The following is a 19752-nucleotide window of genomic DNA, read 5'->3' as shown; positions in this document are numbered from 1 at the left end:
CCGTTATCGCAGCAATGGCTAGGGTTACCGCGCAACAGCGCGGCGTCGAAGACGGGAGGCCCCGCCCACGAAGCGCGGTCAACCAAACGCTTGTTGCAACGCTACGCCCGCCCCCATCAACCCCGAATACGGTGCCGTGACCAGCCACACTGGAATCCCCTTAAGGTAATCACTCATGCAGCCTTTGTCCGTGAAGCTTTTGGCAAAACCGCTGGCCAGGAAAATATCCGCAAAGCGCGGCACCACGCCCCCCACGATGTACACCCCGCCACGGCCGCCGACGGTCAGCACGTTATTGCCCGCCACGCGCCCCAACCAGCAACTGAACTGCTCGAGCACTTGCAGCGCCACCGGGTCACCTGCCAGGGCCGCAGCGGTAATGGCACGGTCGCTGTCGAGCACCGGCGTATGACCCTCGACGGCGCAGATGGCCCGATACACACGCGGCAAACCGCTGCCGCTCAGAATGGTTTCCGCACTGACATGGCCGATGTCGTTGTAGATGTGTTGCCACAATTGCACTTCGCGCGGGTTGCTCACGGGCAGGTCAACGTGGCCGCCCTCCCCCGGCAAAGCCATCCATTGGCCCTCACCCAGATTCAGCAGAGTGCCCACGCCCAGCCCGGTACCCGGCCCGATCACCACTGCCGGCCGCTCGGGCTCCGCGAGGCCGGGGCACACTTGGCGTACGTCTTCGGGGGCCAGGCAGGTCATGCCCAGCGCCATCGCATTGAAGTCGTTGATCAGCAGCAGGTTGTCCACCTGCAGATCATGGCAAAACACCGAACGGCTCAAGCGCCAGTGATTGTTGGTGAAGCGAAACTCATCGCCACTCACAGGCCCGGCCACCGACAGGCACACAGAGCCCACCGTGCCCAGGGCTATGTTGAGGTCATCGAGGTAGTGCCTGACAGCCGCCTGCGGGCAGGCGAAATCGGCCGTGGCCAGGACGCGGACCGAACTTAACTGCCCGTTGTCCCACAGGGCAAAACGCGCGTTGGTACCGCCGATATCACCGACAAGGGCGAGCTTCATTTGAGGGTTTCCAGCGACGAAGTGAAAGTACTCGCGCCCTGCTCGGCCGAACTGAAGGCCTGGCGCATAAACGCAAACAACTCACGCCCGGTGCCGACCGCGTTGCTCAAGGTACCGACGGCCGGAGTGCGAGCGGCAAACGCGGCCTCGTCCACCAACAGTTGCAACGTGCCTTTAACGCCGTCGACCCGGATGATATCGCCGTCCAGCACGCGCGCCAGTGCACCGCCAATAGCCGCTTCGGGGCTGACATGAATGGCCGCCGGAATTTTGCCTGAAGCCCCGGACATGCGCCCGTCGGTAATCAGCGCCACCTTAAAGCCGCGGTCTTGCAGCACGCCCAGAAACGGCGTCATTTTGTGCAACTCCGGCATACCATTGGAGCGCGGGCCCTGAAAGCGCATCACCGCCACAAAATCGCGCTCCAGCTCACCCGCCTTGAACGCATCGGCCAGTTCTTGCTGGTCCTGAAACACCCGCGCCGGGGCTTCGACAATTTGATGCTCGGGGGCAACCGCCGACACTTTCATGACACCGCGCCCCAAGTTGCCCTCCATGACCCGCAAGCCCCCTTCAGCCGAAAACGCGCGCGCCACCGGGCGCAAAATCGACTCATCGAGGCTTTCAACCGGGCCATCGCGCCACACCAGTTCGCCGTCCACCAGGAACGGTTCGCGGGTGTAGCGGCTCAGGCCAAAGCCCGCCACGGTGTTGACGTTTTCATGCAGCAATCCGGCTTCGAGCAGTTCGCGGATCAGAAAAGCCATGCCACCCGCCGCCTGGAAGTGGTTGATGTCGGCCTTGCCGTTCGGGTACACGTGGGACAGCGTCGGTACCACCTCGGACAGGTCGGCCATGTCTTGCCATGTCAACTGAATACCCGCCGCCATGGCAATTGCCGGCATGTGCAGGGTGTGGTTGGTGGAGCCACCGGTCGCGTGCAGGGCAACGATAGAGTTGACCAGCGAACGCTCGTCAACAATCTCGCCCAGCGGCGTGAAACTGCCATTTTGCTGGGTAAGACGGGTCACTTGGTGCGCCGCTTCGCGAGTCAGGGCATCGCGCAATGGCGTGTAAGGGTTGACGAAAGAGGCCCCCGGCAAATGCAGGCCCATGACCTCCATCAGCAACTGGTTGGTGTTGGCCGTGCCATAAAACGTGCAAGTACCCGGGCTGTGGTAAGACTTCATCTCTGACTCCAGCAGCTCTTCGCGGCTGGCCTTGCCCTCGGCATAACGCTGGCGAACGTCAGCCTTTTCCTTGTTGGAAATACCCGATGGCATCGGCCCGCCCGGCACAAAGATCGTCGGCAAGTGACCGAAGCGCAACGCGCCCATCAACAGACCCGGCACGATTTTGTCGCAGATGCCCAGCATCAGGGCCGCGTCGAACATGTTGTGCGACAGCGCCACAGCGGTCGACAAGGCAATCACTTCGCGGCTCAGCAAGCTCAGTTCCATACCCGCTTCGCCCTGTGTCACGCCGTCACACATTGCTGGCGTACCGCCCGCAAACTGCCCCACCGAGCCAACTTCGCGCAGGGCTTTTTTGATCTGTTCAGGAAAATGCTCGTAAGGCTGGTGCGCCGAGAGCATGTCGTTATAGGACGAAACAATGGCCACGTTAGCCGCGTTCATCAGGCGCAAGGTGTTTTTATCTTCCGTGCCACACCCCGCCACGCCATGGGCGAAGTTGGCGCACTGCAACTTGCCGCGTTGCGGGCCGTCACTGGCGGCACCGCGAATAAGCGCCAGGTACGCCTCGCGGGTCGCTCGACTGCGGGCAATAAGACGCTCGGTCACTTCAAGAACGCGGGGATGCATGTGTAGAACTCCAGGCTAACGGATGTGGCGACCTGCACGTGTCCTATGCTGACCGAAGCGCGACGCGGCGCGACTTCAATCATTCGGACCCGTTGATTCAGGTCACTCGTTGTAGATTGAACAAAATATTGCCACTTAAATGGCTTGTTTTCTATTTTTATGAGAATAATCTTGTAATTCCAACAACAAATCGATGGCAGGCGCTTTCCATGACACTACGAATTGCAATCAATGGCTTTGGCCGTATCGGCCGCAACGTCCTGCGTGCACTGTATACCCAAGGCTACCGTCAGGACTTGCAGGTCGTCGCCATCAATGACCTGGGTGACAGTTCCATCAATGCTCACCTGCTCAAATATGACACCGTTCATGGCACCTTCGATGCCACTGTCGAGCATGACCAGGAGAGCCTGACCGTCAACGGTGACCGTATTGCTGTCACGGCCATTCGCAACCCGGCTGAACTGCCGTGGGCCGCCTTGAAGGTTGACGTGGTGTTCGAATGCACGGGCCTGTTCACCGAGCGCAGCAAGGCCGAGGCCCATATTGTGGCCGGCGCCCGCAAGGTCATTATCTCTGCACCCGGTAAAAATGCCGATGCGACGGTCGTCTACGGCGTGAACCACGACATTCTGCGCCAATCGCACCAGATCATCTCCAACGCCTCGTGCACCACCAACTGTCTGGCTCCGGTGGCGCAAATCCTGCACCGCGAATTCGGCATTGAAAACGGCCTGATGACCACCATCCACGCCTACACCAATGATCAGAACCTGACCGACGTTTACCACAGCGACCCTTACCGCGCGCGTTCGGCCACCCAGAACATGATCCCGAGTAAGACCGGCGCAGCCGAAGCGGTAGGCCTGGTGCTGCCGGAACTGGCGGGCAAACTGACCGGCATGGCGGTTCGCGTACCGGTGATCAACGTGTCACTGGTCGACCTGACCGTGGAACTCAAACGAGAAGCCACGGCCGAGCACGTCAACGCGGTGTTCAAAGAAGCCAGTCAGCATTCCAGAGTGCTGGGCTACAACACCTTGCCGCTGGTATCGAGCGACTTTAACCACAACCCGCTTTCGTCGATTTTCGACGCCAATCACACCAAAGTCAGCGGCAGGCTGCTCAAAGTGCTGGCCTGGTACGACAACGAGTGGGGCTTCTCGAACCGCATGCTCGATAACTGCCTGGCGCTGTGCAACGCGGAGTAACGCGATGATCGGTATCAGCTTCACCACCGCCACTCTGGCGGCTCGCAAGCGCATCGCGCTGGTGGCCCATGATCACTGCAAGGGTTTCTTGCTGGACTGGGCCGAGCGTCATAAATCGGCCCTCAGCCAGCACGACTTGTGTGCCACCGGCACCACGGGCTCGCTGTTGAGCCAACGCCTGGGGTTGCCGATTGAGAGCATGATCAGCGGGCCTTTGGGGGGCGATCAGCAAGTGGGCGCGCGCATCGCCGAGCAACAGGTCGATATGCTGGTGTTCTTCTGGGACCCGTTCGAGCCTCAGCCTCACGACCCGGATATCAAGGCGCTGCTGCGGGTGGCGGCCGTGTGGAATATCCCGGTGGCGTGCAATGAATGCAGCGCCGACTACCTGCTCAGCAGCCCGCTGATGAGCCAGCCGCACGCTCACCGCATTCCTGATTACAGCGCGTATTTGAAGGGGCGCGTGTAACGCGCGATACACCTGCATAAACCACGCAGGCTAACGCCTGTAGGAGGGGCCGCCCCGTCTTCGACGCCGCGCTGTCGTTCAGCAATCCTGTCCATTGCTGCGGTCACGGCCACTGAAGGTTCCGGCTTTACGCCGTGGGCCTCCGCGATCGGCCAGCGTGGTTTAAGGGGAGGCTTTAAATCAAAAGCCAGATCAAAAGATCACGAGCAAGCTCGTTCCTACAAACGCTGCCATCCGTGATCCGTAGGAGCGAGCTTGTGCGAAGGCCCTTTGCAGGATGCTTATTCAGGTCATTTTGAAACATCACTTGACCAACGGCACAGATGATAAGCATTATCATTCGCTCAAAATCGGTCGGGTCGCCCTGTGAGTCACTCCCACTTCAATCAAGTCTTCCTCACTCAGCGGGTAACGCTGCTGCGCACGCTTGAGCGCATGGTGAATAACCACAGTACCGCCGAAGACTTGCTGCAAGAGACCTATTTGCGCGTCACCCGTGCCCTTAACGAGCGCACCGTGGAGCATCTTGAGCCGTTTGTGTACCAGACTGCGCGCAATCTGGCGCTTGATCATCTGCGCGCGCGCCGTATTCAATCGCGCACGGTGGTCGACGATGTGCCGACGGAAATCATTGAAGGGGTCGCTTCACCGCTCAGCACCCCTGAAGAAGCCCACCAGGCGGCGCAATTACTGGAGCGTTTAAGTGTGAGCCTGAGCCAGTTAAGCGCCCGCCAGCAACGGATCTTTATCCTTAGCCGTCTGCATGGCTGCAGTTATCAGGAGATAGCCCAGGAGTTGGACGTTTCATTGAGCACCGTTCAAAAGGAACTGAAATTGATCATGGCCATTTGCATCGGGGTAGCCGACAGACTGAATCAGCCTTAACCTTGACAGTCGATCGATGCCGCGAAAATGCCTGAGACTGCCAAGGAACATCTGTGACGGACACTCACACCTCTGCTCAAGACGTGCTGCAAGACAGCGCAATGGATCAGGCACTGGACTGGCTGATTACCCTTGAGTGCGCGAATGAAGAACAACAGCGCGCCTTTAATGCCTGGCTTAATGCCGACCCTGCTCACGCCCTGGCCTTCGCCAAGGCTAACGCCGTGTGGAATGGTGAACCGGTGCTGGCGGCCGCGCACGCCCTGCAAACCCGGCGCGCCCCCCACCTGTTGCGCCGCCTCGCTCGTCACTGGAAACACCTGGCCACGGCCGCTGTACTGGTGCTGACGGTAGGGGCTTACAGCAATGTGCCGATGCGCCTGCAAGCCGATCACCTGACCGTGGTTGGCGAGCGCCAGCACCTGCAACTTGAAGACGGGTCAAAGGTGTTACTGAACACCAACTCCGCGTTTTCCAGCCACCTGGTCAACGCACAGGGCACTGCGCGGCTGTATCAGGGCGAAGCCTTTTTTGAAGTCCCGGCCAACCTGGAGTTGCCGTTGCAGCTCGACGCCGGCCCGGTTCGCGCCAGCGTGCGTGACACCGCTTTTGCCGTGAGCTACCTCAATGGCGAAGCGCAAGTGCGCGTGCAACGGGGCGATGTTGAATTGAGGGTAAAAAGTGCGGGCGCACAAATGCGCTTGTCGGCGGGTAACAGCGTCAGTATCGGGCCTAACGGATTTGGCCAGCCGGTCAAGCTCAACCCTCAGACCGACCTGGCCTGGGTGCAGGGCCGTCTGGTGTTCGAAAACTGCCCGATGGGCAAGGTGCTGGACGAAGTGCGTCGCTACTACCCTGGCTGGATCATCAACAACAACGAAACGCTGGCCAATGTCGCAGTCACCGGTAATTACCGCCTCGATCAACCGCTGGACATCGTGCGCTCACTGGCTCACATCACTTCGTCAAACCTCTCGGAATTCCCCGCGCTGGTCATCCTGAATTAATTAAACTTTTTTTACGCGATGGCCTTTGGTAATTCGTCTCGTTGTAGTCAATGCAACTGATTCGCATTTTGAGTCAGCTTTGCAACTAACAAGAGTCGTTCACCACGGAGCGCTATCAATGCCCACTTGTTTCAACAGCCGGTCCTCTTCCAACGCCCGCACAGGCGGTTTGCAGCAGTGCACGTTGTCGTTGTTGACCGTCGCCATGCTCTTGGCCGGCGTCCAGGCGGCCCCGGCCATCGCGGCCACCGAAGACCAGCCCGCCACCCGCTCCGTGGGCAATTACAAGTTTGCGATTTCCCAGCAACCCCTCGCCTCGGCCCTGAACGACTTTACCGCTGTGACCGGCTGGCAGGTCGGCTTGCCGGCAGAACTGGCACAGGATGTGTCGTCGCCGGGTGCGCGCGGCTCGCTGTCCCCGGAGAAAGCGCTGGAACGCCTGCTCACCGGCACCAACCTGACCTACCGCAAACTGAGCGCCAACAACATCGTGCTCGAAAAACGCAGCGCGACTTCCGGCACGCTGGCCTTGCAACAAGTGACCATCAGCGCCACGCGTAACGAGCAGGACGTCAGCGCGGTCCCCAGCACCGTGACCGTTCATGATCGCCAGGCACTGGACCGCCAGAACGTCAATACCATCAAGGACCTGGTGCGCTATGAGCCAGGCGTTTCGGTAGGCGGCGCGGGTCAGCGCGGCGGTATCAGCGGCTATAACATCCGGGGTATCGATGGTGATCGGATCCTCACCCAAATTGATGGGGTGGAAATCCCCAACTCATTCTTCAACGGGCCTTACGCCAAGACCCAGCGTAACTACGTTGATCCTGAGATTGTCAGAAGCGTTGAGGTTTTGCGCGGCCCGGCGTCGGTGCTGTACGGCAGCAACGCCATTGGCGGTGCGGTCAGCTACTACACCCTCAATCCGGATGACATTATCAAGCCGGGGCAAGATGTGGGTGCCCGCTTCAAAACTGGCTACAGCTCAGCTGATCGCAGTTGGCTCAAGTCCGGCACCGTGGCCGGGCGCTCCGGTGAGTTCGACGGTTTGCTGCATGTGAGCCGTCGCGACGGTCACGAAACAGAGTCCTATGGTGATCACGGAGGTACGGGGTTGAGCCGTACTGCGGCCAACCCGGAAGTTATTCGCACCACCAACGTACTGGCCAAGGCAGGCTGGAACTACAACGACAACGACCGACTCGCTTTCACCTACGAAAACTACAACGACAAGCGCGACATCAATCAAAAAAGCGTTATCGGCGGTATTTTCATGAACGGTCGCCCCTTTAACATGTACCGTTCACGTAACGGTACCGATAACGTGAAACGCGAGCGTTTTGGCCTGGAAAACACCTTTGCCTTCGACAGTGCGTTGGCCGATCACGGCAAGTTGAGCTTGAACTATCAAGTCGCAAAGACCCATCAGAGCAGCGAAGAGCATTACAAAGCATCCCGAGATGTCTATCGCACCCGTGACACCCTTTACAAAGAGCAGCAATGGGTATTTGACGCTCAGTTCGACAAAGCGTTCGCTATCGCCAGCACTGATCATTTATTGACCTACGGTGCCACTATCAAGCATGAGAAAGTCACTGGATCGCGTGTAGGTCAAGGCACATGCCTCGCCGCCAGCCCGAAAAAAGAAGATGGTTGCCCAGCAGCCGGAGCACCCGCCGACAACCTTACTGATACATTCTCTAAACTCAGCGACTTCCCAGATCCGACTATCAACACCTACAGCCTATTCGCTCAGGATGAAATCAGTTGGAACCAGTGGACCTTTATGCCTGGTGTTCGCTACGACTACACCAAAATGAAGCCTAAAATGACGGAGGCGTTTTTGGCTACGGTCAATCCGGATCCGGATCCGGCGAAACAAGACCCCGTCAACAGTGCTACCAAGACCTGGCATCGCCTCTCACCAAAACTGGGCGTAACCTACTCGTTTAACGATAACTACACGTGGTTCGGCCAGTACTCGGAAGGTTTCCGCACCCCAACAGCCAAAGCGCTTTTCGGCCGCTTTGAAAACCTGCAACAAGGCTATGTGGTTGAACCAAACCCAAATCTGGAACCGGAAAAAAGCAAAAGCTACGAAACAGGCTTGCGCGGTAATTTTGATGAGGGCTCATTTGACGTAGCGGTGTTCTACAACAAATACCGCGACTTTATCGACGAAGACAACCTGAGCCCAGGCTATGGGATAGAGGCCTTCAAAAGCCGTAATATCAAGCACGCGACCATCAAGGGCATTGAGGCCAAAGGCAAACTGCAGTTGGATGCAATTGGGGCACCGCAAGGTCTGTACACCAAAGGCTCTATTGCTTACGCCCACGGCCAAAACAACGACTCAGGCGAACCGCTCAATAGCGTTAACCCGCTAACCGGTGTTTTTGGACTGGGATACGAGCAGGACACTTATGGTGCCTTGCTGAGCTGGACGTTGGTAAAAAGCAAAAACCGGGTGGACGAAACTTCGTTCAAGTCCCCTGACATTGCAGGCAAACAATTTAAAACCCCAGGCTTCGGCACCCTGGATCTGAGCGGGTTTTACAAGGTCACTAAGGACGTCACCGTCAGCGCCGGCATTTATAACCTGACTGACAAGGAATACTGGCTGTGGGATGACGTTCGCAGCTATGACGCGGTGGGTGAAGCCGCCGTTGTTAACCCGGCCAATCTGGAGCGCCTGACGCAACCAGGCCGCAACTTCGCAATCAACCTGATCTGGGAAATCTGACCCAAAAACCTCACTGCGTAGCTTTTATTACTGTGCAGTGAGGATTTTTTACTGTGATGCGTCATCTGGTTCGTCTAGTTACAAAGCGCATCTCATTCTCAAGGACTTTTGCATGACCACTCCAGAAACCGCCTCGCGCCCTGCCCTGCGCTCACAACGGATAAACCAGATCACAAACGAGCCGCATCAAAAGCTCGACGCCCTGGTAAAAGCGCACAAGCCCTTCGACACCCGTGAAAATTTCGCCCGTTTTGTCGTGGCTCAGTACCTGTTCCAATCGGAACTGCAAGCGCTGTACACCGACGCTGCCTTGAAGGAAATCGTTGCTGATCTGCCCGAGCGCTGCCGCGCAGAACAAGCCAAGGCTGACCTGGCTGACTTGAACACTGAAGTGCCTGCTGCCGTTCCTGGCGCGGTAAACTCGCCGAGCAAAGCCGAAGCGCTGGGCTGGATCTTTGTTTCGGAAGGCTCCAAGCTGGGCGCAGCCTTCCTGATCAAGCGTGCCGTTGCGCTGGATCTGAGCGAAACGTTCGGCGCACGCCACCTGGGCGAGCCTGCTGGCGGCCGTGCGGAAGGTTGGAAGAGCTTCATCAGAACCCTCGACGCACTGGAACTGAGCGCCGAAGAAGAAGCCGACCTCGACAAAGGTGCTGTAGCCGCCTTTGAACGTTTCACTGTATTACTGGAACACGCTTACGCTGGCGAAACCGCAGAAGCTTAAGCGTGATCTGCCCGGCCCGCCTTGCGCGGTCGGGCATCCTTTTCAGCGTCTTGAGCTTATGACCCGCCAAACCCAATCGTCGTCCAAAATTGCTCGCATCCTGTTCGGCCTGCTCGCTTACGTCAGCTTGGGCATTGGCCTGATCGCTATCGTGATTCCCGGTTTACCGACCACCGAATTCATTTTGCTCGCGGCCTGGGCGGCGACCAAAAGCTCCCCGCGCCTGAGCGCCTGGCTCGAAAACCACCGTTTGTTTGGCCCGATCCTGACCAACTGGCGCAACGGTAAAATCATCAAACGCAAAGCCAAAGTCAGCGCGACCATCAGCATGGCGCTCTGCGCAGGCTTGATGCTGTATGTGCTCGACCATGACTGGCCGGTTTATCTCGCCATTGCCGGCATGAGCATGGGCAACCTGTGGATCTGGTCACGGCCGGAACACCTGCCGTTGACCAGTGAATGACCGACGGTAGGAGCCAACTGTCTTTCGCTTCCCCACGACCAATGCGCCTATCAGAGTGGGTCGCAGCCTTCGTACCTCGTCAGCGGCACAAAAGAATGCAGTCGCTGCCGAAGGCTGCGATCGATTGCGTAGCGCTCGTAGACCCTGATTTATGGTTAAAAGATCGCGAGCAATCGAGCGTCGACCGGCTGTTCCTACGCGTGAGCGGCTACCCCCTTGAGCCACGCGGGTCTCGCGCTGGTTTTACGCAGCGGGACCATGAAGCAAGACCTGTAGGAACGAGCTTGCTCGTGATCTTTTGATCTGGCTTTTGATCCAAGGGCCCCCGTCAACCATGTGTCCGGTCTGTACAAGATCAAAAGATCGCGAGCAAGCTCGCTCCTACAGAGCATGCTTTTGATCTAAAGGGCCCCCTCAAACCACGCTGGCCTCACACCGGTTTTGCGCAGCAGGACCACGAAGCAAGACCTGTAGGAACGAGCTTGCTCGTGATCTTTTGATCTAGCTTTTGATTTAAAGGCCCCCCCTTAAACCACGCTGGCCGAACGCAGGTTTTACGCAGTGGCCCCTCCTACCGATTGAACCTGTGGGCATGAGCCCTAAAGCGTCAGCGCCCCGCTATACAAGCCATACGCGGCCCCCAGCGCCGTCACGATCACCGCCCCGAAAATCACTTTTTCCCACGGTTTGAACAACGGTTGGTGTTGTTCTCGTTTGGCCTTGGCGAAAAAAATAATGCCCGGCGCATACAGTAACGCTGACAGCAGCAGGTACTTGGGACCGGCCGCATACAACAGCCATATGGCGTAGATAAGCGCAATCGCCCCCATCAGCAGGTCCTTGACCCGCCGACGGTTCGCCCCCGTGTACGTCTCACCTCTCACGCACAGCAACACCGCGTAGGCGGCCGACCACAAATAAGGCACCAGAATCATCGACGACGCGAGGTAGATCAGCCCGGTGTAGGTGCCAGACGACACCAGGGTGATGATCAAGAATGCCTGGATCATCGTGTTGGTCAACCACAGCGCGTTGACCGGCACATGGTTGGCGTTTTCCTTTTTCAGGAAAGCCGGCATGGTGTGGTCTTTCGCCGTGGCATACAGGATTTCCGCGCATAACAACGCCCACGAGAGCAGCGCGCCGAGCAGTGAAATGGCGAGCCCGATGCTGATCAGAATCGCCCCCCAATCGCCCACCACATGCCGGAGCACGCCCGCCATCGAGGGGTTTTGCAGTTTGGCCAACTCCGGCTGGGTCATGATGCCCAACGACAGCACGTTCACCAGCACCAACAAAGCCAGCACGCCAAGAAAACCGATCACCGTGGCCTTGCCCACATCCGAGCGTTTTTCGGCACGCCCCGAGTACACGCTGGCCCCTTCAATGCCGATAAACACAAACACGGTCACCAGCATCATGTGGCGCACCTGGTCCATCACACTGCCCAGGCTCGGGGTTTGAGCGCCCCAAAAGTCTTGCGTAAAAATATCCGCCTTGAAGGCCACCCCCGCCAACACGATAAACATCACGATGGGGACGAGTTTGGCGACCGTGGTCAACTGGTTGATGAACGCGGCTTCCTTGATGCCTCGCATCACCAGAAAATGCACCGCCCACAGCAACAGCGAGGCGCAACCGATGGCAATCGGTGTGTTGCCCTGGCCAAATACCGGAAAAAAGTAGCCCAAAGTGCTGAACAACAACACAAAGTAGCCGACGTTGCCCAGCCAGGCACTGATCCAGTAACCCCAGGCGGACGAAAAGCCCATGTAATCGCCGAAACCAGCCTTGGCGTAGGCATACACGCCCGAGTCGAGTTCCGGTTTGCGATTGGCCAGCGTCTGGAAGACAAATGCCAGCGCCAGCATGCCGACGGCCGTGATGGCCCAGCCAATCAGCACCGCCCCGCCCGACGCACGTTCGGCAATATTTTGCGGCAACGAAAAGATACCGCCGCCAATCATTGAGCCGACGACCAACGCAATCAACGCGTTAAGCCTTAGTTTTTGTGGCTGTTGTGACATCACGACCTCTGCGTCCGATCCATGGTTAAGCCTGGGTGTGTAAGGGCAGCGGCTAAATAAAAGCCCACTTCACGCGTTTACTTAATTGACGAAATAAGCGATCCCTCTTTATAGAACAACATGTTCTATCAAGCCGTCATTAACAGGGCTCAGACAAACGGCAGTTTTAAGGTATGCAAGCGTAGATGAAACATCGCAATTGCATTTGCAAATTTGAAAATAGTGGCTAGTTTCAATCCCCATAACACCGTAACCCACCCTTCTCAATACTTGAGCGCAAGCGCTCTAAAGTGGGTATTCGCACGCACCTGAAAAAGACGTAAATGCGACATCCCTGCACAACAAACAACGGAATGTAGATATGCCCTGACCCATATCAATTGGCTAAAAAAAACAACGGACTAACCTTTTAAGCCTCACTTCTCCCGGATGGAGTCACTGCAAATGTCTGATACTCCTGGAAAACTACGATTGGGTGCGTTGGTTGCACTGGTCGTTGGCTCAATGATTGGCGGCGGTATCTTTTCGTTGCCACAAAACATGGCCGCCAGTGCCGATGTAGGGGCCGTACTCATCGGCTGGGCCATCACGGCCGTCGGCATGCTGACCCTGGCATTTGTCTTCCAAACCCTGGCTAACCGCAAACCCAACCTCGACGGCGGCGTTTACGCCTACGCCAAAGCCGGGTTCGGCGATTACATGGGTTTCTCATCCGCCTGGGGCTACTGGATCAGTGCCTGGCTGGGCAACGTCGGCTACTTTGTGCTGCTGTTCAGCACCCTGGGCTACTTCTTCCCCATCTTCGGTGAAGGCAACACCCCCGCCGCCATTATCGGGGCCTCTGTCCTGCTGTGGGCCGTGCACTTTCTGGTACTTCGCGGGATCAAGGAAGCGGCGTTCATCAACCTGGTGACCACCGTTGCCAAGGTTGTGCCCCTGATTCTGTTTATTCTGATTGCCGTGTTCGCGTTCAAACTGGATATCTTCACCAGTGACATCTGGGGCCTGAAAAACCCGGACCTGGGCAGTGTGATGGACCAGGTGCGCAACATGATGCTGGTGACGGTGTGGGTGTTCATCGGTATTGAAGGGGCGAGCATTTTCTCGTCCCGCGCCGAAAAACGCTCGGATGTCGGCAAAGCGACGGTGATCGGCTTTATCACTGTGCTGCTGTTGCTGGTACTGGTGAACGTACTGTCGCTGGGCATCATGACTCAGCCTGAGCTGGCGAAACTGCAGAACCCGTCAATGGCCGCCGTGCTTGAGCATGTGGTGGGGCATTGGGGCGCGGTGCTGATCAGCGTCGGCCTGATTGTGTCACTGCTCGGGGCCTTGCTCTCGTGGGTGCTGCTGTGCGCCGAGATCATGTTCTCGGCCGCCAAAGACCACACCATGCCGGCCTTCCTGAAAAAGGAAAACGCCAACCACGTGCCGGTCAACGCCCTGTGGCTGACCAACGCGATGGTGCAGGTGTTCTTGATCATCACCCTGTTCTCGGCCAGCACTTACCTGTCACTGATCTACCTCGCGACCTCAATGATCCTGGTGCCTTACCTCTGGTCGGCGGCCTACGGCCTGCTGCTGGCGGTGCGGGGCGAGACCTATGAAAACGCGATGGCAGAACGCAAAAAAGACCTGATCATCGGCTCGATTGCCCTGATCTACGCCGTCTGGCTGATCTATGCCGGTGGCCTCAAGTACCTGCTGTTGTCGGCCCTGCTGTATGCCCCCGGTGCCATCCTGTTCGCCAAGGCCAAACGTGAAAGTGGCCAGCAAGTGTTCACCAGCATCGAGAAAGTCATTTTTGCCGCTGTAGTGATTGGTGCCTTGTTTGCGGCCTATGGCCTCTATGACGGCTTCCTGACCCTGTAACACCCTGTTTATGTACTTTGGAGGATGACGGTAATGACCACGGAAAAAGTGAAGTTCGGCGTGCATTCTGAAGCCGGCAAGCTACACAAGGTTATGGTGTGTTCCCCGGGGCTGGCTCACCAGCGCCTGACCCCGAACAACTGCGATGAACTGTTATTCGATGACGTGCTATGGGTCAACCAGGCCAAACGTGACCACTTCGATTTCGTGACCAAAATGCGCGATCGTGGCATAGACGTCCTGGAAATGCACAACCTGCTGACCGATATCGTTGCCATGCCCGAGGCACTGGACTGGATCCTGGACCATAAAGTCACACCCAACCAAGTGGGTGTGGGTCTGGTGAACGAAGTCAAATCCTGGCTCAAAAGTCTGGAACCGCGCCATGCGGCCGAGTACCTGATTGGCGGTGTGTCCGCCGACGATCTGCCGGACAGCTTCGGCGGCAAAACCATCCAGATGTTCCGTGATTTCCTGGGCCACACCAGCTTTATCCTGCCGCCACTGCCCAACACTCAATTCACCCGTGACACCACGTGCTGGATCTACGGGGGCGTCACGCTGAACCCGATGTACTGGCCTGCACGCCGGCAGGAAACCCTGCTGACCACGGCGATTTACAAGTTCCACCCGGAGTTCACCAACGCCGAATTCCAGGTCTGGTACGGCGACCCGACAGTGGATCACGGCAACGCCAGCCTTGAAGGCGGGGACGTGATGCCTATCGGCAACGGCGTTGTACTGATCGGCATGGGCGAGCGCTCCTCGCGCCAGGCCATCGGCCAACTGACACAAAACCTGTTCAAGAACAAAGCGGTTGAGCGCGTCATCGTGGCAGGTCTGCCCAAGTCCCGCGCTGCCATGCACCTGGACACCGTGTTCAGTTTCTGCGACCGCGACCTGGTGACGATTTTCCCTGAAGTCGTGAACCAGATCGTGGCGTTCTCCCTGTACCCGGACGAGAGCAAAGCCGACGGCATCAACGTGCGCCGTGAAGAAGCCAGCTTTGTCGACGTGGTCGCCAAGGCCCTCAACCTCAAGGCGCTACGCGTTGTAGAAACCGGCGGTAACTCCTTTGCCGCAGAACGCGAGCAATGGGACGACGGCAACAACGTGGTGGCGCTGGAGCCGGGCGTGGTGATCGGTTATGACCGCAACACCTACACCAACACGCTGTTGCGCAAGGCCGGTGTCGAAGTCATCACCATCAGTGCATCCGAACTGGGCCGCGGCCGTGGCGGCGGTCACTGCATGACCTGCCCGATCGTGCGTGACCCCATCGACTATTGATTCATTTATTTGATTGCGGCGCCCGCCCCCACGAGGGGCCGGCGCAACTGACCCGGCATACCCCAGGAGATCCCCATGGCGTTTAACATGAAAAACCGCAGCCTGCTCAGTTTGGTGCACCACACCCAACGTGAACTGCATTACCTGTTGGACCTGTCCCGTGATCTCAAGCGCGCCAAGTACACCGGTACTGAAGAGCCGCACCTCAAAGGCAAGAACATTGCACTGATCTTCGAAAAAACCTCGACCCGCACCCGTTGCGCGTTCGAAGTGGCAGCCCACGATCAGGGCGCGCACGTCACCTACATTGACCCGGTGTCGTCGCAAATCGGTCACAAGGAAAGCATGAAAGACACCGCCCGCGTGTTGGGCCGCATGTTCGATGCCATCGAGTACCGCGGCTTCGCACAGGAAATCGTCGAAGAGCTGGCCAAATACGCCGGCGTACCGGTGTTCAACGGCTTGACGGCTGAATTTCACCCCACGCAAATGATCGCTGACGTGCTGACCATGCGCGAGCACAGCGACAAGCCGCTGCACAACATCAGCTACGCCTACCTGGGGGATGCCCGCAACAACATGGGTAACTCGCTGCTGTTGATCGGTGCAAAACTGGGCATGGACGTGCGTATCGCCGCGCCCAAAGCGCTGTGGCCGGAAGAGTCGTTCGTCAAACAGTGCCAAGCATTCGCCAAAGACAGCGGGGCCAGAATCACCCTCACCGAAGACCCGAAAGAAGCCGTCAAAGACGTGGACTTTATCCATACCGACGTGTGGGTATCGATGGGCGAGCCGGTTGAAGCCTGGAACGAGCGCATCAAACTGCTGCTGCCTTATCAGGTGAACATGGGCTTGATCAAAGCCAGCGGCAATATCCGCGTGAAATTCATGCACTGCCTGCCCGCGTTCCACAACTGTGAAACCAAGGTCGGCAAGGATGTGGCCGAGCATCATCCGAACCTTAAGGACGGTATCGAAGTGACAGAGGAAGTGTTTGAGTCGCCTTACAACATTGCCTTTGAACAAGCCGAAAACCGCATGCACACCATCAAGGCCATTCTCGTCGCAGCGCTGGCTGATATCTAAGGATGTGCCTCTGTGGGAGCGACCCTGCTCGCTCCCACAGCTCCCGGCTTTTGTGACATACCCTTCTATAAGGACATTTTTTATGCGTATCGTCGTTGCACTGGGCGGTAACGCCCTCCTGCGTCGCGGCCAGCCCATGACCGCAGAGAACCAGCGCGAAAACATCCGCACCGCCGCCACCCAAATCGCCTGCATCGCCCACGGTACCGAGCTGGTCGTCGCGCACGGCAATGGGCCGCAAGTGGGCCTGCTCTCGCTGCAAGCTGCCGCTTATACAGCCGTCAGCCCTTACCCGCTGGACGTACTGGGTGCAGAAACCGAAGGCATGATCGGTTACATGATCGAGCAGGAACTGGGCAATCTGTTGCCACAGGATGTACCGTTCGCCACCTTGCTGACTCAAGTGGAAGTGGACCCCAAGGACCCGGCGTTCCAGAAGCCGACCAAACCGATTGGCCCGGTGTACAGCGAAGCTGACGCCAAAAGCCTGGCCGCTGAAAAAGGCTGGAGCATCGCGCCCGACGGCGACAAATTCCGCCGCGTCGTGCCCAGCCCGAAGCCCAAACGCATCTTCGAAATTCGCCCGATCAAATGGCTACTGGAAAAAGGCACCGTTGTGATTTGCGCAGGCGGCGGCGGCATTCCGACCATGTACAACGAAGACGGCAAGCTTGAAGGCATCGAAGCGGTGATCGACAAGGACCTGGCGTCCTCGCTGCTGGCTCAGCAGTTGGCCGCTGACTTGCTGGTGATCGCCACCGACGTCAACGCCGCCTTCATCGACTGGGGCAAACCGACCCAAAAAGGGATTTCACACGCTCACCCGGATGAATTGGAAAAACTCGGCTTTGCCGCAGGTTCCATGGGGCCCAAGGTCGAGGCGGCCTGTGAATTTGCCCGCAAGACCGGCAAGACTGCCGTGATCGGCGCACTGGCGGATATCGAAGCTATTGTTCAAGGGACTGCAGGTACGCGCGTCAGTACCGAGAAACCTGGCATCACGTATTTCTGAACCCCGGGGCGGGCCTTGCGGTCTGCCCTTTTACCTTCATCGCCCAAGGAGTACCCCTATGGCCTCGTTCGAACCCGGTCACCTGCATATTCACCGTGAGCCGCTGCAACCGGGGGATTTTGGGTATGACATCAAAATTGACTACCAGGTCGTTCAAGATCCCAAGGAGGGCAAATCGATGCAGTTCGAGATGCATGGCCAGGTTAAAGGCCGCAAAGGCGTTCAAGACTTCAAAGAGACCTTTGTCCTGCCCAAGGATCAGTTCTACAACTTCGCCAGTAAAGGCTTCGAAATTGCGAAAAAATACGGCATTCCAGCCCATGCCGACCTTCGTTCAATGCACAAGTACTACGACATGATGTTTAAAGACGTCCGCGAACAACTGGGCCACAACCTGGGTGACCCGATCAAACCCGAACACCTCGAATAACCTGCCCCGGCAGGTGCGAGAAAACTCGCGCCTGCTGTTGCCGATTTCACCAATCTGCCCCGCCCGGTCATACTGGCCACCCGCAGGCCAGAAGTGTTTATCGTCCCCATGCGTATCCATGTCAGTTTTATCGACCGTGTCGGCATTACCCAGGAAGTTCTGGCGTTACTGGGCGGGCGTAACCTCAACCTGGATGCGGTGGAAATGATTCCGCCCAATGTGTACATCGATGCGCCGACCCTCAGCGCGCAAGTCCTTGATGAGTTGCGCGAGGCGTTGTTCAACGTCGAGGGCGTGCAGGCGGTCACCGTCGTCGACATCCTGCCCGGGCAGCGCCGCCACCTGCAGCTTGACGCGCTGCTCGCCGCCATGACCGACCCGGTGCTGGCGCTGGACAGCGCCGGTCATGTGTTGCTGGCCAACCCCGCGCTGATTGCCGTGTATGGGCGCGAGCCGACCGGCGAAAGCATCGACGACCTGTTTACCGCCCCGGGGCTGCTGGCAAGCCTGCTGGAGAACGGTTTTCGCCTACCCCTGCGCGAAGTCACGCTAAACGGGCACCCGCTGATGCTCGACGCCACCCCGATCACCGATGCCGGAGCCCTGCTCACCTTCTACCAACCGAGCCGAATCGGTGAGCGCCTGGCCGCACTGCACCACGACCACGCCGAAGGCTTTGACGCCCTGCTCGGCGACTCGCCCGCCATTCGCACCCTCAAAGCCCGGGCGCAGCGGGTAGCCGCCCTGGACGCACCGCTGCTGATCCAGGGCGAAACCGGCACCGGCAAAGAGCTGGTAGCCCGCGCCTGCCATGCCATCAGTGACCGCTTTAACGCCCCGTTCCTTGCGCTTAACTGCGCCGCATTGCCGGAGAACCTGGCAGAAAGCGAACTGTTCGGTTATGCGCCAGGGGCCTTCACCGGGGCACAACGCGGAGGTAAACCGGGGCTGATGGAACTGGCCAACCATGGCACGGTGTTCCTGGATGAAATTGCGGAGATGTCGCCGTACCTGCAAGCCAAACTGTTGCGGTTTTTGAGTGACGGCAGCTTTCGTCGGGTGGGTGGCGAGCGCGAGGTCAAGGTCAATGTGCGCATCCTCAGCGCCACGCACCGCAACCTCGAAAAAATGGTCAGCGAAGGCACGTTTCGCGAAGACCTGTTCTACCGTTTGAACGTCCTCAGCCTCGAAGTGCCGCCCCTGCGCGAGCGCGGCCAGGATATTTTGCTGTTGGCCCGCACCTTCATGCAGCAGGCCTGCACCCAGATTCAGCGCCCGGTCTGCCGGCTGGCACCGGGCACCTACCCGGCCTTGTTGGGTAACCGCTGGCCAGGCAATGTGCGCCAATTGCAGAACATCATTTTCCGCGCCGCCGCGATTTGTGAAAGCAGCATGGTCGACATCGGTGACCTCGACATTGCAGGCACATCAGTAGCCCGGCAAAGCGACACCGATGTCGAAACCCTGGAACAGGCAGTCGAAACCTTCGAAAAAGCCTTGCTTGAAAAGCTCTACGTCAACTACCCCTCCACGCGCCAACTGGCCAGCCGCCTGCAAACCTCACACACGGCCATCGCTCATCGACTGCGCAAGTACGGCATTCCTGGAAAAACCTGATCCTGTGCAGGAGCGAGCGTGCTCGCGATCTTTTGATCTGGCTTTTGATTTAAAGGGCCCC

16 protein-coding genes are annotated in these 19752 nt (G+C 58.1%); 13 read left to right on the top strand and 3 right to left on the bottom strand.

The window, feature by feature from the left end; genetic code table 11:
* Positions 1-78: 78 nt before the first annotated feature.
* A complete protein-coding gene (locus tag Q1W15_RS22915; protein ID WP_300732993.1) occupies positions 79-1035 on the bottom strand; it encodes a glucokinase in 957 nt (318 codons plus the stop codon).
* Positions 1032-2858 carry a phosphogluconate dehydratase gene (gene edd / locus Q1W15_RS22910; RefSeq protein WP_300732990.1) on the bottom strand — a complete coding sequence of 609 codons (1827 nt, stop codon included), beginning with the start codon at positions 2856-2858 and terminating at the stop codon, positions 1032-1034. Before edd ends, Q1W15_RS22915 begins: the two co-directional genes overlap by 4 nt.
* A gap of 209 nt (positions 2859-3067) precedes the next feature.
* On the opposite strand from edd, the gene gap reads away from it, so the two are divergent.
* From gap to Q1W15_RS22875, 7 genes are all read left to right on the top strand, one after another.
* On the top strand, positions 3068-4069 hold the full coding sequence (gene gap / locus Q1W15_RS22905) for a type I glyceraldehyde-3-phosphate dehydrogenase (protein WP_300732987.1): 1002 nt from the start codon (positions 3068-3070) through the stop codon (positions 4067-4069).
* A 4-nt stretch (positions 4070-4073) separates the two neighbouring features.
* Positions 4074-4538, top strand: coding sequence for a methylglyoxal synthase (locus tag Q1W15_RS22900; protein WP_300732984.1), 465 nt, complete (start codon positions 4074-4076; stop codon positions 4536-4538).
* 366 nt (positions 4539-4904) lie between these two features.
* Positions 4905-5423: an RNA polymerase sigma factor gene (locus tag Q1W15_RS22895; protein WP_300732981.1), complete on the top strand. Its 519-nt coding sequence runs from the start codon at positions 4905-4907 to the stop codon at positions 5421-5423.
* Between the two features lie 101 nt (positions 5424-5524).
* Positions 5525-6430 carry a FecR domain-containing protein gene (locus tag Q1W15_RS22890; protein WP_300733184.1) on the top strand — a complete coding sequence of 302 codons (906 nt, stop codon included), beginning with the start codon at positions 5525-5527 and terminating at the stop codon, positions 6428-6430.
* A gap of 118 nt (positions 6431-6548) precedes the next feature.
* Complete coding sequence (locus Q1W15_RS22885; RefSeq protein WP_300732979.1) at positions 6549-9173, top strand: TonB-dependent receptor; 2625 nt, start codon at positions 6549-6551, stop codon at positions 9171-9173.
* 112 nt (positions 9174-9285) lie between these two features.
* On the top strand, positions 9286-9894 hold the full coding sequence (locus tag Q1W15_RS22880) for a biliverdin-producing heme oxygenase (protein WP_300732975.1): 609 nt from the start codon (positions 9286-9288) through the stop codon (positions 9892-9894).
* 58 nt (positions 9895-9952) lie between these two features.
* A complete protein-coding gene (locus tag Q1W15_RS22875) occupies positions 9953-10357 on the top strand; it encodes a YbaN family protein (RefSeq protein WP_300732972.1) in 405 nt (134 codons plus the stop codon).
* 599 nt (positions 10358-10956) lie between these two features.
* Here the strand turns inward: Q1W15_RS22875 and arcD (Q1W15_RS22870) are convergent.
* Positions 10957-12384, bottom strand: a complete 1428-nt coding sequence (gene arcD, locus Q1W15_RS22870; protein ID WP_300732969.1) for an arginine-ornithine antiporter — start codon at positions 12382-12384, stop codon at positions 10957-10959.
* Positions 12385-12828: 444 nt separating this feature from the next.
* On the opposite strand from arcD (Q1W15_RS22870), the gene arcD (Q1W15_RS22865) reads away from it, so the two are divergent.
* The 6 genes from arcD (Q1W15_RS22865) (at position 12829) to Q1W15_RS22840 (ending at position 19691) form a co-directional block, all read left to right on the top strand.
* Positions 12829-14256 (top strand): arginine-ornithine antiporter, encoded by a 1428-nt coding sequence (arcD, locus tag Q1W15_RS22865; RefSeq protein ID WP_300732966.1) that lies wholly within the window; start codon positions 12829-12831, stop codon positions 14254-14256.
* A gap of 33 nt (positions 14257-14289) precedes the next feature.
* The gene (gene arcA / locus Q1W15_RS22860) at positions 14290-15546 is read left to right on the top strand and encodes an arginine deiminase (protein WP_300732963.1); all 1257 of its coding nucleotides are present in this window, start codon (positions 14290-14292) and stop codon (positions 15544-15546) included.
* Positions 15547-15621: 75 nt separating this feature from the next.
* Positions 15622-16632, top strand: a complete 1011-nt coding sequence (locus Q1W15_RS22855; RefSeq protein ID WP_300732960.1) for an ornithine carbamoyltransferase — start codon at positions 15622-15624, stop codon at positions 16630-16632.
* 82 nt (positions 16633-16714) lie between these two features.
* Positions 16715-17644 carry a carbamate kinase gene (gene arcC, locus Q1W15_RS22850; protein ID WP_300732957.1) on the top strand — a complete coding sequence of 310 codons (930 nt, stop codon included), beginning with the start codon at positions 16715-16717 and terminating at the stop codon, positions 17642-17644.
* Positions 17645-17702: 58 nt separating this feature from the next.
* On the top strand, positions 17703-18074 hold the full coding sequence (locus Q1W15_RS22845; RefSeq protein ID WP_300732954.1) for a DUF5064 family protein: 372 nt from the start codon (positions 17703-17705) through the stop codon (positions 18072-18074).
* Between the two features lie 108 nt (positions 18075-18182).
* Entirely contained in the window at positions 18183-19691 is a 1509-nt protein-coding gene (locus tag Q1W15_RS22840) for a sigma-54-dependent transcriptional regulator (RefSeq protein ID WP_300733174.1), read from the top strand.
* Positions 19692-19752 lie beyond the last annotated feature (61 nt).

The organism is Pseudomonas sp., from assembly GCF_030150285.1.
Taxonomy (GTDB): Bacteria; Pseudomonadota; Gammaproteobacteria; order Pseudomonadales; family Pseudomonadaceae; genus Aquipseudomonas.
Note: the sequence above shows the minus strand (reverse complement) of the source record. Positions and strands in the feature narration are given on the sequence as shown.